This is a genomic window from Daejeonella lutea, assembly GCF_900168015.1.
Classification (GTDB): domain Bacteria; phylum Bacteroidota; class Bacteroidia; order Sphingobacteriales; family Sphingobacteriaceae; genus Daejeonella; species Daejeonella lutea.
In genome coordinates this window covers 198,198-213,487 of the sequence record NZ_FUYR01000002.1, presented here as the reverse complement: position 1 = coordinate 213,487, position 15,290 = coordinate 198,198, and the positions used below count along the sequence as shown (strand labels likewise).

The 15,290-nt window shown below is 44.9% G+C and carries 18 protein-coding genes and 1 tRNA gene; 3 read left to right on the top strand and 16 right to left on the bottom strand.

Going from position 1 to position 15,290, the window contains the following annotated elements; genetic code table 11:
• Positions 1-699 precede the first annotated feature (699 nt).
• From B5X60_RS09950 to B5X60_RS09910, 10 genes are all read right to left on the bottom strand, one after another.
• The gene (locus B5X60_RS09950; protein ID WP_079702547.1) at positions 700-3,090 is read right to left on the bottom strand and encodes an ABC transporter permease; all 2,391 of its coding nucleotides are present in this window, start codon (positions 3,088-3,090) and stop codon (positions 700-702) included.
• A 1,001-nt stretch (positions 3,091-4,091) separates the two neighbouring features.
• Positions 4,092-5,072, bottom strand: a complete 981-nt coding sequence (locus B5X60_RS09945; protein WP_079702546.1) for a CHAP domain-containing protein — start codon at positions 5,070-5,072, stop codon at positions 4,092-4,094.
• Entirely contained in the window at positions 5,059-5,688 is a 630-nt protein-coding gene (locus B5X60_RS09940) for a DUF6266 family protein (protein WP_079702545.1), read from the bottom strand. Before B5X60_RS09940 ends, B5X60_RS09945 begins: the two co-directional genes overlap by 14 nt.
• A 164-nt stretch (positions 5,689-5,852) precedes the next feature.
• Positions 5,853-6,221, bottom strand: a complete 369-nt coding sequence (locus tag B5X60_RS09935; protein WP_079702544.1) for a hypothetical protein — start codon at positions 6,219-6,221, stop codon at positions 5,853-5,855.
• A 380-nt stretch (positions 6,222-6,601) separates the two neighbouring features.
• Entirely contained in the window at positions 6,602-7,171 is a 570-nt protein-coding gene (locus B5X60_RS09930; protein WP_079702543.1) for a hypothetical protein, read from the bottom strand.
• 635 nt (positions 7,172-7,806) lie between these two features.
• Positions 7,807-8,076, bottom strand: coding sequence for a helix-turn-helix domain-containing protein (locus B5X60_RS09925; protein ID WP_079702542.1), 270 nt, complete (start codon positions 8,074-8,076; stop codon positions 7,807-7,809).
• Between the two features lie 217 nt (positions 8,077-8,293).
• A complete protein-coding gene (locus B5X60_RS09920; protein WP_079702541.1) occupies positions 8,294-8,749 on the bottom strand; it encodes a helix-turn-helix domain-containing protein in 456 nt (151 codons plus the stop codon).
• A 90-nt stretch (positions 8,750-8,839) separates the two neighbouring features.
• Positions 8,840-9,088 (bottom strand): hypothetical protein, encoded by a 249-nt coding sequence (locus tag B5X60_RS09915; protein ID WP_139377442.1) that lies wholly within the window; start codon positions 9,086-9,088, stop codon positions 8,840-8,842.
• Between the two features lie 4 nt (positions 9,089-9,092).
• Positions 9,093-9,263, bottom strand: coding sequence for a hypothetical protein (locus tag B5X60_RS18290; protein ID WP_170878429.1), 171 nt, complete (start codon positions 9,261-9,263; stop codon positions 9,093-9,095).
• Positions 9,264-9,337: 74 nt separating this feature from the next.
• Complete coding sequence (locus tag B5X60_RS09910) at positions 9,338-9,619, bottom strand: helix-turn-helix domain-containing protein (protein ID WP_139377441.1); 282 nt, start codon at positions 9,617-9,619, stop codon at positions 9,338-9,340.
• A 69-nt stretch (positions 9,620-9,688) separates the two neighbouring features.
• Between B5X60_RS09910 and B5X60_RS09905 the strand changes: the two genes are divergently transcribed.
• Entirely contained in the window at positions 9,689-9,985 is a 297-nt protein-coding gene (locus tag B5X60_RS09905; protein WP_079702538.1) for a hypothetical protein, read from the top strand.
• 95 nt (positions 9,986-10,080) lie between these two features.
• Here the strand turns inward: B5X60_RS09905 and B5X60_RS09900 are convergent.
• From B5X60_RS09900 to B5X60_RS09880, 6 genes are all read right to left on the bottom strand, one after another.
• Positions 10,081-10,155 (bottom strand) — tRNA-Val (locus B5X60_RS09900).
• A gap of 371 nt (positions 10,156-10,526) precedes the next feature.
• Positions 10,527-10,685, bottom strand: a complete 159-nt coding sequence (locus B5X60_RS18285) for a hypothetical protein (RefSeq protein WP_170878428.1) — start codon at positions 10,683-10,685, stop codon at positions 10,527-10,529.
• Between the two features lie 61 nt (positions 10,686-10,746).
• Positions 10,747-11,403, bottom strand: coding sequence for a YecA family protein (locus tag B5X60_RS18650; protein ID WP_079702537.1), 657 nt, complete (start codon positions 11,401-11,403; stop codon positions 10,747-10,749).
• The gene (locus B5X60_RS09890) at positions 11,403-12,347 is read right to left on the bottom strand and encodes a CBASS cGAMP synthase (protein WP_079702536.1); all 945 of its coding nucleotides are present in this window, start codon (positions 12,345-12,347) and stop codon (positions 11,403-11,405) included. The genes B5X60_RS18650 and B5X60_RS09890 overlap by 1 nt, the downstream gene beginning before the upstream one ends.
• The gene (locus B5X60_RS09885; RefSeq protein WP_170878427.1) at positions 12,348-13,361 is read right to left on the bottom strand and encodes a CBASS cGAMP-activated phospholipase; all 1,014 of its coding nucleotides are present in this window, start codon (positions 13,359-13,361) and stop codon (positions 12,348-12,350) included. It abuts the gene before it with no gap.
• Positions 13,348-13,794 carry a lecithin retinol acyltransferase family protein gene (locus B5X60_RS09880; RefSeq protein WP_079702534.1) on the bottom strand — a complete coding sequence of 149 codons (447 nt, stop codon included), beginning with the start codon at positions 13,792-13,794 and terminating at the stop codon, positions 13,348-13,350. The genes B5X60_RS09885 and B5X60_RS09880 overlap by 14 nt, the downstream gene beginning before the upstream one ends.
• Positions 13,795-13,970: 176 nt before the next feature.
• Between B5X60_RS09880 and B5X60_RS09875 the strand changes: the two genes are divergently transcribed.
• Together B5X60_RS09875 and B5X60_RS09870 are read left to right on the top strand one after the other, a co-directional pair.
• Positions 13,971-14,306: a helix-turn-helix domain-containing protein gene (locus tag B5X60_RS09875; RefSeq protein ID WP_079702533.1), complete on the top strand. Its 336-nt coding sequence runs from the start codon at positions 13,971-13,973 to the stop codon at positions 14,304-14,306.
• A 7-nt stretch (positions 14,307-14,313) separates the two neighbouring features.
• Positions 14,314-14,889 (top strand): ImmA/IrrE family metallo-endopeptidase, encoded by a 576-nt coding sequence (locus B5X60_RS09870; protein WP_079702532.1) that lies wholly within the window; start codon positions 14,314-14,316, stop codon positions 14,887-14,889.
• Positions 14,890-15,290 lie beyond the last annotated feature (401 nt).

Below are 15,290 nucleotides of genomic sequence, written 5' to 3'. Positions count from 1 at the left end.
AGTAAACAGTAATTATTATTCAGTAAGCAGTGATCAGTAATCAGTAACCGGTAATCAGTAATCGGTCAAGTGTTTTAACCCGCCTTGTGGAAAGTCTTGATTCCTGGCTCTTGATACTTGATACTAATTAAATCCAGATAAGAAACTCAGGACTCCGTCCGGCAAACATGTACAACATCTCGATTCGAGTATCCATTACAATTATTCTACTTATCATCCGGACAGAGTCCTCATTGTATGAATGAGTTACGAGCACTGCGCTGAACTCGTAAGCCAAAGGGGTCTATTGGAGGTCCCCGCTTCCGTTTGGTTTAAGTGTTCAGTAGGATCCCTTAAATCCAGATAAGAAACTCAGGACTCCGTCTGGCACTACATTACAACATCTCAATCGGAAGTATTCTTTACCTCCCCGAGTCTACTAAGAGTCCGGTTCCGATAACATCGGGAAAGTCTTCATTTTTTAGGATATGATCTAAGAGCACTGCGCTGAACTCATAAAACAAGCGGTCTATCGGAGGTCCCCGCCTCCGCGGGGATGACAAACCGGGGTAATTAATTGGGAGATTCCAGCCTCCGCTGGAATCGTAGTAATAGTAGTCGCATATGCGGTGTGTACGGCAGTTTCCCCCGCTGGCGGAGGTTGGGGGTGGATGGCGATTTGCACGCCAGAAATAAAGTTCACGCGTTGGCCAGTAAAGATTATTCCGCTCTGAGGTTTTTGACCGGACTAGCTAATGCCGCTTTCACCGCCTGGAAGCTAATCGTACCCAGGGCCACTAGCAGAGCCATTCCGCCGGAGACCGGAAACACCAGCCAACTGATCGTTACACGGTATTGGTAGTCCAGCAGCCAGTTGTTCATCATCCACCAGGACAGGGGGAAGGCGATCAGGCAGGATATGCCTACGAGTTTTACGAAGTCCCTGGACAGCAACGCAGTGATCCCCGAGGCGGTCGAGCCCAGGACTTTGCGTATTCCGATTTCCTTTTTGCGGCGCTCCGCGGTATATGCCGCCAGTCCGAACAAGCCAAGGCAGGAGATCAGGATAGCCAGCGCTGCAAACACTTTCGAAAGCTTGCTGATCAGCATCTCGCTGCCAAACATCTGGTTGAACATGTCATCTACGAACTGGTAATTGAAGGGATAAGCCGGGTTAGCAGCTTTCATAAGCCCGCCAATTTGAGTCAGCGCCTGGTCCGTGTCGCTATTGTCCTTGAGCCGGAAATACATGACACGGGCATTTTCAGGGCTGGTACACATAAATACTACCGGATCAGGCTTGGCGTACATATTGCCGTAAACATAGTCATCCACAATGCCTACAACCTCCAGCATATTCCGTTCTTCATTCTTATCGCCACTGTTCCAAAGTTTCTTGCCTATCGCGCTTCCACTGCCCATAAGCTTTTCGAGTGAGCGGGTAATGACCACCTTGCGGTTTCCTGAAACCACCGAATCCGTATGGATCAGGTCGCGGCCCGAAAGCAGCTTCATTCCCGAAGTCTCGAAGAATCCTGGTGTAACATTTCTTCCCGAAACCAAAACCTGTGCATTGGAAGTTTTACCTGCCCAGGTGAGTCCGCCAGTATTATTTCCGCCGTAAAGGGTTACATAATCCGATAATGCTACATGGCTCACCGTTCCCGACGCCAGCAGTTTCTGCCTAATCGCCCCGTAGTTTCGCGCCAGGTCGCCAACTACATCCGTCTGGACGAGGTTGTCCTTGTTGAAGCCCAGGTTCCTGCTTTTCACATGCTGGATCTGCTGGTAAATAATTACCGTGCTCACGATCAGTACAATCGAAGTGGTAAACTGCATCACCACCAGTCCTTCCCGGATGAAAGCCGCACTGCCACCCTTCATCCGCATACTTTTCAGGGTAAGCAATGGATTAAAGGAAGAAAGGTATAATGAAGGATAGCTCCCGGCAACGAGTCCGCATACCAGCGTAATAGCGAGCAAGCTGAACAAGTGCGCGGGTTTAAAAAGGTCGACGGTTAGTTCCCGCTGGACAAGCTGGTTAAAGTAGGGCAGGGCCAGGTAGATAATGACCAGGGCAAAGATTGCCGCCAGCGAAGCCATCACCAGGGATTCGCCTATAAACTGAAAGACGAGGTTTTTCTTTACCGCGCCCAGTACTTTCTTCACCCCTACCTCTTTGGCCCTTTTTTCGCTGCGCGCAGTAGCCAGATTCATAAAGTTGATGCAGGCAATCAGCAACAAGATCCAGGCGATTGCAGAAAACAGCCGCACGTAGCGGATCTGTCCGCTGCCCGTGGCCTTCCCATCTTCAAAATGGGTGTACAGATGCCATTTATTCATATTCCAAAGAAAAGGCCGGGCAATCGACTTTGGTTCACGCTTTTGAATAAAGCCGAAGAGAGCCTGGTCGATAGCTGCCGGGTTAACCCCATCCTTCAGCTCCACATAAGTGCTCAGGCAATTATTGCCCCAGTAAGAGGCCCATGGCTGGGATGCATTATACCAAACCTGGAATGGCGCTACCCATTCAAAATTGATCGACGAGTTTGCGGGCAGGTCCTCCAGCAGCCCTGTGACAACATATTCCTGGGAATTCGACATGCGCACGGTTTTACCCAAAACATTGGTGTCCGAGCCGAAAAACTTCTTCGCCGTCTTTTGAGTCAGCACAATAGAATAGAGCTCTTTCAGTGCGTTCTCGGCCTGCCCTTCCACAAAGTGTAAAGTAAACATGCTAAAGAAAGCTGGCTCTGCAAATTTACCCGCGGCATAGACCGATTTATCGCCGATGCTGAAGAGCTTATTGTCGTTCCCCTCGCTCGTACGGCATACATTGGCTATGCCCGGAATCTCAGCAAGCATGGCCGGGCCAAGCGGTGCCGGGGTGGAGCTGAACGTGCCGGTATAGGTATCGTATTTCTGGTTCTCGTAGAGGTAATAGATATTGTCTTTCTTAGCATGCACGCTATCCCATTTCACCTCATCCTCCACCCAAAGAAAGATCAGTGCCGCGCAGGCAATCCCGACCGCCAGGCCAAATATATTCAGGAAGCTATACGCACCGTTTTTAATCAGGTGCCGGGTAGTGGTTTTTAAAAAGCTGCTCATGAGAAATGAAAATTACTAAAACTCCGGGGCTTAGATACATTTTCATGCCAATGGGGTAAAGGATAGATTATCAGTTACTTGTATATGGAAAGGGTAATTTGGATGTTCGGATACGGACGGTGGGTGTTCGGAAGTATGCAGCGATATGACCCGGCCTATGGTGAATTATACAGACCAGTAGGCAGTGATCAGTAATCAGTAACCGGTAATCAGTAGACAGTAATCAGTAACCGGTAATCAGTAATCAGTCTGGGCGTTTTAACCCGCCTTGTGGAAAGTCTTGAAAACCCTAAACTCTTAACCTTTCTTGCAGCGTCTAGTAACTGTCAACTGTCAACTGACAACTCTCAACCTTTCTTGCAGCGTCTAGTAACTCTCAACCCTCAACTTTCAACTCTCAACTTAATAATAATTTTTAGCAGAGTCCTCATACTTACCACCTATTTCCCTCCTTCGCTACGCTTCGGCGGGCGCGGCGCCTTCTCGCAGCGTCTGGTAACTGTCAACCGTCAACCCTCAACTGTCAACCTTTCTTGCAGCGTCTAGTAACTGTCAACTCTCAACTCTCAACTTAATAATAACTTTTAGCAGAGTCCTCATACTTACCACCTATTTCGCCTTCGATGGACAGATTCATCTACTAACGGCACCATTGGGGACTTGAACCCTGACTGTAATGCACCAGCCTTATTAAGTTGAAAGTGGAAAGTGGAAAGTTGAAAGTGAGCATGATGCATAGCCAGTCGGATAAGTAGCGCTCCACTCCGTATAGCCGCTGTCAACCCTCAACTGTGCCCGCGGTGTGTACGCTAGCGCTCCCCTTTTTTCAAGGGGAGCTGTCCCGCTTATTGCGGGACTGAGGGGTTATCCTCTCCGCCCAGCCGCTGTCAACCGTCAACTGTCAACTGTCAACTATGAGGGTGGTCCCCGTCCACTTAACCACCCCAATCCTTGCTCTTTGCTCCCTGCCTTGCCGGCAGGCAGGTTTGTTCCTTGCTCCATCACTCCACGTACCTGGCTACTTTATAAATCGATCGTACCAGCCGCCTCTTCCGGTAAACGCCATCCCCATCCCGACTTCCAAGAACATTGGTATTTCCCTCGACAGTTATCACCCAGCCGTCCTTCCACTCATCGACGAAACCGACGTGGGCTATCCTGCCTTTCTCGGGAAAGTAAAGGCCGAAGACATCGCCAGCGCCGGGAGTTTGAGGGTTGTGAGGACAGAATCCACCCCCAACCCCCGCCGGCGGGGGACATGCACAGCGACTCGCCGCCTTATTCCCAACGACAGCATTCAGGGAAAATCCATCCAGTTTACCACCCCCAAGTCTTGATTCCCTGCCTAGCCGGCAGGCAGGTTGATACTTGATTCTTGATACTGGCAAAGCACTCGAAGGCCAGATTACTCTCTTAACGGCAAAAAGATCTGGAGACCACCCGCTTCGAGGATTATCCACCCCTGCTTTGCCGAGTGTCCAGCACACAAACGCCGCACACCAGGGATTTCCTTTCGGGAGATTGACATACCGCAGATACTTCTCCACCTCTGGGCCGGAGTTAGGCTGCTTTTCGCGGACGCCGATTTGGGAGGTGTAGATCTCGCGAACAAGGTTGCGCTTCGTAACTGAATGCGAACTTGTTTGTCCACCCCCAACCCCCGCCAGCGGGGGACATGCAGAGCGTACCGAAGTCGGATTCCTATCGATAGGATTTCGGGCGGATACACCCGGTTTACCACCCCCAAGTCTTGATTCCTGGTTCTTGATTCCTGGTTCTGGAAATAGTCTTTGCTCTTTGTTCCCTGCCTTGCCGGCAGGCAGGTTTATTCCTTGCTCCTTATCACCCTCAAACGCGGTATTTCCCAATGGTCGCCCCTTCACATCCATCGCCCACAACAGCAGATGCAGGAGCAGCACCCCGATGTAAATTATCCTCAGCACTTTGCCGAAGACAGCGATGCGGCTGCTAGTACTCTCCATCTTCTTCTAGTCTAATGAGCACTTCTCCCATGTACGAGCTGTTGGAGTTTTCGCGACCGTCGGCGGTGCGGTAGGCGAGCCAGACATGCACCTGTTTGTTGTCGAATTCCATGGGAACATCCAGGGTGCAGAACCGATCGCCCCGCGTGATGCCCAGGTTCTGCTCGCACCAGAACTCGTGGCGTTCCGGACAATAGATCATCGCCATCAGCTCGTCACTTTCATTGCTGTTGCACTGGGTGCATCTCGACCAGCTAAAGCTCAGCTTGCTTGATCCGTAGTTCTGGTGCATCGTCGCACAGGGGGAGGCGAGACTGCCCCCGAGAATATTCACTTTCGAAAAGTCGAGACTCACATCCGGGAACTTACCCGTCAGCGCATTCGCCAGGTTCTCGATTGCGGCACGTCCAGCATTCTTGCGTTTTTTAAGTAGCTGGTAACACGCATCGATCAGGTAAAATACTATATCAAAGAAATCAATGATCTTCCGCAGTCTGTCCCGCTGAGGGAGCTGCAGGGTTGAGGTACCGGAGTAGGTTCCGTTGTCGAGGAATTTGAGGAAGGATATGTCCCTCCGCGTTAAGGGGGTTTGACCCTTGGTGTTTGTATTTTTCATGTTGGTTTGAATTTGTTTTTTAAGGAGCGCGAGGTATTAGGTATTAGGCATTAGGGACTCTCAAAGCGGAGAGAATACCTGGCAACCTTCGTATTGTACGCTTGGTTAACCCGGTGGACCCTAACGCCTAAAGCCTACAGCCCAATCCATCTTCTTAATACCATTTATATTAACTGAGCGAGGACCATTATAAACGCGTAGAGCAGCGCCAAATAAAACCCCAGGTATACCACCACCTTTTGCCTCCCCGGCAGTCGTTTAAAGCTCCCTTCAAACTGATCCCGCGAATAAATTGCAAACGCCGGCCAGATCGCCTTGATCACCCACCAGGTTGTGGCCTGGAAAAAAAGTACCGCAGCGATAGATAAAAGGATACCACTTAGTATGCCCGGATCAATTGCAGCTGCCGACGCATCCACAAAGCGGATCAGGTATGGGAAAAGAATAAAAGAAAGCGCACTTACGATCAGCCCTTTGAACTCTAAGTTCAGGGGGATCCGGCGGAATTGTTGGATTGATTGTATAAGTTCCATTTTCGTTGGTTTTTTATCCCCGTTATTAGAAAAGGCTTTTACGGGGGACGTGTAAATTTTAAATTATTAGTGGGGGGCCTTAGGGATTAGGCCTTAGGCCCGGCTGGCGTACCTACCTGATAGGAAGGATATGCGACAGCACGAACCTAAAGCCTAAAGCCTTGCCCAGGTTGCGAGGACATTAGGGATTAGGCCTTAGGCCCGGCTGGCGTACCTACCTGATAGGAAGGATATGCGATAGCACGGACCTAAAGCCTAAAGCCTTACCCAGGTTGCGAGGGTATTAGGGATTAGGTATTAGGCCCGTCTGGTGTACCCACTGAAGCAGGAAGTATAATCACCAGCCGTAGACCTTGCACCTAAAGCCTAAAGCCTTAACCCTAGATCAGGATCTTCTCCAGCACCGTCTCGTTACCCGGAAGGTCCTTCGCCGTGAAGGTGATCCTGGTGCCCGGGACTTCGGCGTTTACTGCTGTAGTGGTGTAAACCCAATCCAGGCCGTTTGGAGACTGGACCGCATCGCCTTGCTCAATGAGGGTACCGGAGGATGTTTTGATTTCCACAGAAACACTCTCTACACGGAAGTCGTCGATTACGCTGACTTCGATTTCCTCACCGATAGCGCCGGTGTAGACCGAGAGGTTAATATCCTCGTAGATCTCGGGTGCTTTCTGGTAATCGCTAAAAGCCATGTTGTATGCCGATTGTCCGGGTTTGGCGGTTAGCTGGTACTCGTCCTTCAGAGTTAAATTGCTCATGACTGAGGCAGCATAGGATGCCGCTCGTTTAAAGCGATCTCTGATTGTCAGAGCGATGGCCTTGAGGGGTTTGGTGGAAGGTTTAGGTCTTCCTGATACGAACGTTTTGCCAGCCTTCTGACGAAATACCAGCATGTCGCCCACAAGCCCGCTCAGGCCGTGGGTAAGTACATTAAATTTTGATCTTGCCATTTTAGTAAATTTTAAAAGTTTAAAAAATCAGCGCCTTTTGTGTATCGATACGTGGTGCATGGTTCAAACTTAGGGTGGGGTGCTGAGGGCACGAAATTTTGGCACTACTTGGCACGGTTTGGCACGATTTGGCACTCCAGCCAGCATAAACCGGCAGAAAAGATTATGCTTTGAAAAAACCTGCAGGTTGAAAAGGGTATTCGAATGGCCTGATCTCAGTGTGATCTCTGTGTGATCTCAGTGTTAAGAGTATGGTTAGGATGTGGCTGAGACGTGGATGGAGATTGGTTTTTTTTTGCGGGTTTTGTGCAGGAATGTTGCACGTTGAATTGGCGATGGGTGCGCTGTGCATGTCCCCCGCTGGCGGGGGGTTGGGGGTGGATCAAACAGTTAAGGTTGCGGCCAATTAAACAATAGGAGTCACATTATAGAAAACGTATGAGTTTCCTCCCTCTGGTCGGAATGACAACGGTGAGTGTGTGAGAATGAAGATTTCTCCTCTGGTAAAGTGAAGCTTAAAAAGGATTGGACCAAGTTCGTCGAAATTAGTCCTCGAAGACGGTTGTTATATGGTTGAAGCATCTCCCTACTAATATGGTGGACAGGCGTAACACATCGCAGTAATAATTGAGTCTCTACTTCAGATACCTATCCCGCAATTTTAGAATATCCTGCTTATAATAATAGAAGCGGCCGCCGATTGGAAAACCTTTAAAGGTATTGTCTTTCCGACGGCGCTTAACCGTGCGGAGACTAATCCGAAGATATTTCATCAGGTCGTTGTCATCCCATAGTTCACCGAAGACTCCGGTTAGTGCAGGAGTGTCAACAGGATGCCCATCAACCACCTGTTGTAGCTGGTCGATGAGCTGCTTGATTTCCTGTATGTTGACTTGCTTGTCCAATGCGATACTTTCGTATCACAAATTTCCTGACGACCCAGGTTATATCCTAGTTATAAATGGTTATATCTAGTTATAAATGGTTATAATTTAGTTATATCTGGTTATATGAGCAATGCATAAATGCGTAAGCACAAAAAAAGGGAGTTTCCTCCCTTTAAAATTTTCACCTGGATTAGCTTAGACTAACTCCAACCCAGGAGCTTCAATTTTAGATTTTTTACCATTTCTTTTTGAATACCAACCACCAAATTGTTGGTACACCGATCGCAAAATAAATCACAGCTATCAAAGCAGTCGTATCCTTATTTACCTCGGTTTGGGTAAAACCTCGATAGAAATCTACGCCTATCTGAAACACCATGTCAAGACAAAAAGCCCCCACCAAAAACACCATCAAATACAACCAAAATTTACCCCACCTCCACCTGTTAGACAGCGTTTGAGTACTACTGGGCTCCGCAGTTTGATTTTGATCGATAGCGTCAAAGTGCTCAAAATTTTTAATTGACTTTATTTCGCCGAGGAGTTTCGGCGTAAATCTGACTTTGCCACTTTCGATCTTTGAATAAGCTGGCTGGGTGATACCCAGAAACCTGCCCATGTCGAATTGATCAAGGTCGAGCTCCTCGCGCTTTTCGCGCAAATAATCTCCTAAGCTTTTCTTTTTTTCCATAATTGCTCATTGTTTAGGTTAAAATTTTAAACTGGTTTTTTGAGCGTTAAGAAGATGCTGTTTGAACAGGGGCGGCGGGAGCGATAAAGCCTAGGTAGCCAGATATTGTGGATCAATAACATACCTTGCCATCGGGGAGCTTTCTCCAAAATAATCCAGGATCTCCCGCCCGGCCAATGGGATATTATCTAAAACCGAACCCTCCCCATTACCTGGAATCACTTCCACTAAAGCTTGCACCGGGTTTCCCGAATCTTTCAATTCAAACTGGATGTGTGTAAAGCCTTTGGCTTTAAGTGCCTGGATTGTTTCCATGCTAACGTCTTTGTGTTGTATCATGATCTCATGGATTTGCAGGAGGAGCAGGTTCAATAATGTCCCAGGTTTCCGTGCATTTGCGGCATTCAATGGGATTGGCTTTCAGGTCGGGTTGGGTGGGGGTGATTTCTTCTTTTTGGCAGGATGTCATTGCTATGAATAACACCGCAGCCAATGCAATGAAAATTCTTTTCATGGTAGATGATTCAGAAGGTTGATAAAATGTTTTTCTGAACTGAATTTAGGGGAGGGAGAAAAAATTATTCGGGTCTAGTTAGACCCATTTTCATTTTTTTGGCTCTGATCTTCAAGTGGAGCTTTGAGGAGCTCGGTAATATCAATATTGAGCCCTCTCGCAAGTGCAATAAGAGTAGTTAACCGGGGATCTATGCGCTTATTCTCCATTTTTCCGATTTTAGACCTTTCGACATTGCATAAGGTCGCCATATCTTCCTGGCTAAGGTTTCGTTCCTTTCTTATCCGCAAAAGATTGTACGACAAATTGGTGAAATATAGGTCTTCGTGTTGCTGCACAGCGATAGCAAGTTGCAACAATGAGCTAGTTGGAATCGGGTCTAATTAGACCCAATTTAAAATTTTCACAGACTAAGAAAACGCTTAATGGATAAGGGCGCGGACTTCCTGGCGTTTAACAAAAAGATTTCCCGGAACGGAGCTGACGCGCACCGTTACGATTTCAATTCACACGAATTTCGCTATGATCTCGTTGTAGATTTAATGGAATACACTTACCTGGGTGATAAGCTTACAGATCCAAAATTGAAAAAAGCAATATGCTGTGCGGTTAAGCGTGCGGATGGGAAATGTATAAGGGGGAGGAATGGGAGTATGCTGGTTGAGTTTGATAGGGGTGAGAAGGTTGTGGTGATGGGGAGGTTGTTGAGAAAGGTTAAATGAGGACCTGAAACTCTAGAAGCAAGAAACCCCTCAGAAGTTAATCTGAAGGGTTTCGTTTCCGATGATCGCCTTCCCTGAAGCTATGGCGATCGATGTGGGAGATACTGGGTTCGAACCAGTGACCCCCTGCTTGTAAGGCAGGTGCTCTGAACCAGCTGAGCTAATCTCCCGCTTTGGGACTGCAAATATAGAGGTCTATGTGGAGTTTGCAAAACTAATTTAAAAATAGTGTTTAAAGACCTTTAAATAAGGTATTTGTAGGCCTGTAGCGGGCGCAATTCCCATTCTCAGTTCTGTTATTGTTTTGAAATCAATCTGGAATTATCCGAACTAATCGGTTCGGATAGTGCATAGATAGTGCAATGATAGTACATCAGGTGATAATAAAACTTCAATTATGGCCTATTACAAGCTTATTTTTGACACCAAAACTACAATTTCAACGGGAACGAGAATTAGACAGTAACATTGGGATAGTGCGTCTCAATTGATAATGAACTCTAATCCTAACTTCCAGAAACTTAATCAGTCCGTCTCCGATTTAAAGGTAGGTGAGAAAGTATTCTTTGAAGAACTTATTGAAGATATCGTTGGTCACACTTGGAATCAGGGTGACAGCTAAGGGTTTCAAGCTCAGAAGCTGTTTGGGATGGAAAGGATTTTGAACTTCCAGAAGGATTACCTGAAGGTGTTGATACATTCATTGGATAGTTCGGGCCAGCTCACAACTGGCCTTTAAAATAAACATATGAAGGCATTTATTAAATACTGAAGCGAGGCGAATTAATTACCATTCTCAGAAATATCTCTATTTCATCCTTGGAGAAAATACTGATAGTTTGATGAGGTTCTCTACAACATTTTCTATATTTCAAGCTACTACCACAGAAACATTTATCGACCCGACTGGGTTTATAATTGCGAGATATATGAAAAAGTGCTTTTGCAATTCTATTCAAATTATTTGTTTTGAACACATCTTCAAAAAATTCGATATGTCCTTGTGACCCATGAGATCTTTCCTTTAAATAGTAACCAAAGAGTTCTCTATGCTTCTGATTAAAAAAATAAGGCACTACTTGCTCCTCAATAAATTGACTTATATTGAGCTCAGTTTTACATATTAGTATCTCTTCAGGCAAAGACTTTATACAGCAACGGCCGTCCTCGAAAACGTGCCAATCGATGTTGAATGGCAAACGTCCTTCTAGTTCAAAAACAAAAGGAAATCTTAGAGGATAGAATTCAGAGGGAGTGATTCTTATTGAGTAGGCATCAATATAATTGTTAGCTGAGTCTCTTAAAACTAACCTCCCCTCAATAAATGGGTTTACGTCTGAATCTTCGTGATAGTTCAGCGTTGGATATAAACTTTGGATATTTCTTGCTTGTATCTTGAAAAGATCAACCCCGCTCATCACTCAGACCATGGATTTGATGTAGCTGCGCCTAGAGTAACTGCAGCAGCAATTGCATCCTCCTTATCCTTTTTATCTTCTCCCTTAGGAAACCTATCACCTAGGTGTTTTCGCCAATGCTTACTAGCTGCTAATTGGTTGTCTTCTCTAATTGCTTTATCTGCATCCTCGATGAAGTTTTCAAGCGATGTCAGAAAATTGCTTTTTCTAGTTTCGTCATAGCTTTCAAAAAGATCGTCGTTAGGCAATGCAGGAACTACGCATTCAAATTTAATTTCCAAAGCTTTTTTAATCTCCTTCAGGATATCTCTTAACGTAATGTCCTCTCGGTCATTCAAGACAATTCTTGATTTGGCATTCGATGCTAGAATTGTCATTGCCAGGCCGCTGGGCATCTTATTCCTAATATTGTCGCACCAGCCTTTAAGGTCTTTTACAATCCGTACCAGAATTCCTTTCGGATCCTTTTTATTGTTAAACCATTTAACAACAGCCTTTGGATCACTATCTTCAAAGCCGATATTCTTAACCGCTATTTGATATTCTTTGCCATCTTCCTTACAATAAACTGGATAATCTATCTCATAATCAGCTGAAAATAGCTTCCGTATGCATTTTTTTCTATGTTCTGGGTCTGTGGATGTATATCCTTGTACAGCATCCCAGACCCAACCCTGTAGTGTAGTCGCAGTTACATCCGGCTCCCGGAAAAAATAAATCCCATCATCTAAATCGCAGATATCATCCTTTGTACGGATAACAGTACCCATCTTATAAGATCCTTGAATGTAAAATTTCGGGTCGTATTCAGGATGGTTATCCTTGAAAAATTTTCTAATTCTCTCTCTCAGAGCGCTTTTGGAAGTTGTCATTCTCGACTTCTTTCCTGATGGTAGAGAAATTTCATCTTGGAATTCCTCGAATAATTTGTGACAATCTGCCATTTATTTGTTGTTTAAAAGGTTACTAATGCGATAGACATGCTTTTTTGCGAGCTCACCCCCAATTGCTTCTAGCTTATTCATATCGCTTGGCTTTGAAGCATTGAGGTCTATTAAATCATCCCCAAATTCATACTGAACCCGTTCGTAATGAAAAGCATTATTGTGTTTTTTCAGTACACGATTTATAAAAAGTATATATTGCTCAGTGATCTGTGACTGACTATCCAGTGTGATATCGAGTAACCTGGGCTTTGGAAGAAACCAATACCAGAAGTTTTTAGGTAACCAATTCTTTTTTATTATTTGCTTTCCTCTCCCGGTTCCTAAAGAAACGAGCTCTATATTTTTGAATTCGATACTTAATTTTTCTGTTGCTTCTAGCAAACCTATTAATGACGGATTATTTGCGAAAATGCCCCCGTCGATCATATTGATATTAAAGCCGCTGCCTAACTCGTTATCATATGTGAATGAATTAGGAGGGAAATAAACTGGAGCTGACGCGCTAGAAAGCGCGACCTCATAAGCTGGTAGTTTATAGTCCCGGGTATAATCTTTATGATGCTTAGTTTTTAAGATATTTATCTCCCCGGTATTTCCATTGAAAGAAGGTATGCAAACCTTGGTTTTCATATCATTTAATAGAGGATCACGCCCATTATTCGTCCGGCTATATGTGTCCTTTAATAGCCTTCTGAGCTGCTTATTGCTATATATCGGGGAAATTAAGGCTTTGGCCTGTCGCGAAAAAAAATACCATTTCGGAAAAATTGCTTTGGCGTGTTCTTTATAAAACTTTACCAAATCTTTAGCCGGTATACCCAAAGCGACTCCGATAGCCAAGATAGCCCCGGTTGATGTACCACAAATAAGATCGAAATAGTCGTACAGTTTCTTATTAGGATCAGCTATAGAGAGTTGGCTTTCTAATTCTGCCAGGATTTTGGCAGGAATAAGCCCCCTGATACCACCACCGTCTATAGATAAAATCCTAAATTTCTTATCTTGTTCCATAACGTCTTCTATATGTTGAGGCATTGTTCTTATAGTATAGTCCAATCATGAAAAGTATAAACAACACTGCGAAATTTGTCACTTGATTACTGCTTGGCTTACCTTTTTGTACTTCTGTAGCAAAGTGCTCGCAGTTGTAAGTAATTAAGTTATAGGGTTTTCCAGCAAGATTAAAGGCCCGTTGTAGCGCCTTAGTTCTTTCCAACTCTGACCCAGAAAATCTTTCTATTCGAACAATTCGTTTCACTGATGAAAAATAACGCGTAGCAAGGGTAATAGTCACCCCGTTAATCCAGTGGTTTTCTGCTACAAATTCATTTCCCTGAGAATCCTTTCCTAAGTAAATAGCAAAGTGCTTAGAAAATCCTGTTCGGAACAAAGGCTCGATTATGCTGTCACCTGGCTTTAAATTATATAGTACTGCGTAATTCATTTAATTCTAATTTTAATCTCTGATTCGACTCATTTATTTTACCTATTGACAATTTGATCTTAATATATTATCTTTGTTTCATATATAAAACAATTATCGCTCTTGTTTCACCAAAGATACAACGAAATAAATGTTTCACAAGTGATACAATAATTTTTTTATAATTATTTTTCCACATGCAATCAACACTCAATACAGAGCTGCTCGCTAGTATGCTCAAAAGTAAAAGAGGTAAAAAAGGATTGAGAGCAGTCTCCGACGAAATTGGAGATGTAAGCGCACCTACTCTATCAAGAATAGAACAAGGCAAAATTCCAGACGTAGATACGTTTATTAAAATTTGTAAATGGCTTGACGTGTCAACCGATACTTTCATTGCTAGTGATTCAAGGGCAAATCCTCTCTCAAATCATCAGCACGTGGTAGCTCATCTTCGAGCTGATCGAGAATTACCCCCCGATACGCTCAATATGCTAGTAACGATGATCGATTTAGCATATAAAAATAAATGATTAGGACGTGGCGGCTGGAGGTATACTTAAAAGAGGCTTCAAAGCTAAAGCCGATCGCATATCGTCGGGATATCGGACCAATTTAGGACTGGCCGATTACTCACCACTCTGTGCTTTTGCACTAGCTGAGCACCTTTCTATTCCTGTGTTCAAAGCGAGTGAATTTTTTACGCAGTCAGATCAACTATTGCGTATGCAGGCCGAGGATTTTGGATGGAGTGCGTTGACAATGAAAACATTATCAGGAAAGACGATAATCATTCATAACCCTTACAGCAGTATTGCCCGACAACAAAGCGACGTAATGCATGAGTTAGCACATATAATTTGTGAGCATTCATTTGAGACTTCAGAAGTGGGGTTCTCAATACCAATAGGAATGAGAACTTTTAACGAGGTTTATGAAGAAGAAGCTAAATGTTTGGGTGCATGTTTACAAATAACCAGATCTGGATTGTTGTGGGGGTTAAAAAAAAATATGAGTAATCTTCAACTCGCTAATCATTTTAATGCGAGTGTGGAAATGGTTAACTACCGAATTCGCATGACAGGGGTACTAAAACAATTATCTTATCATAACTAGAATCCCTCAATTGCGGCTTAACGAGGGTTAGGCTGAGCTTTGGTCTTTCGTTTATAAGGTTATGTTGTTCCTGTGCAATCTTTGAAGCAAGTGCCGCAATATCCCTACCGCACAACCTAAAAGCAGGAAGATCGGAACAAAAAGTTACTCAGCTTGCAATGCTCTGCCAGACCACGCTTCTCACTAGTGCTTCGCGACAAATGAGTGCGCTATGCTCCAACACTGTTGCCTAGGACTGTCCGTCCTGGACAAACCCACCCAAGCAGTCTGTCATTCACTTTGCTTTCGGCAAGCGACGCAGTTCGTAAATGTTTTCTGATCTCCAACATGATTGCTTCGCTAATCACATTGCATCTCACCACATTTTTAGTATAGCGAACCTGCGAGTCGCAACCACTTCA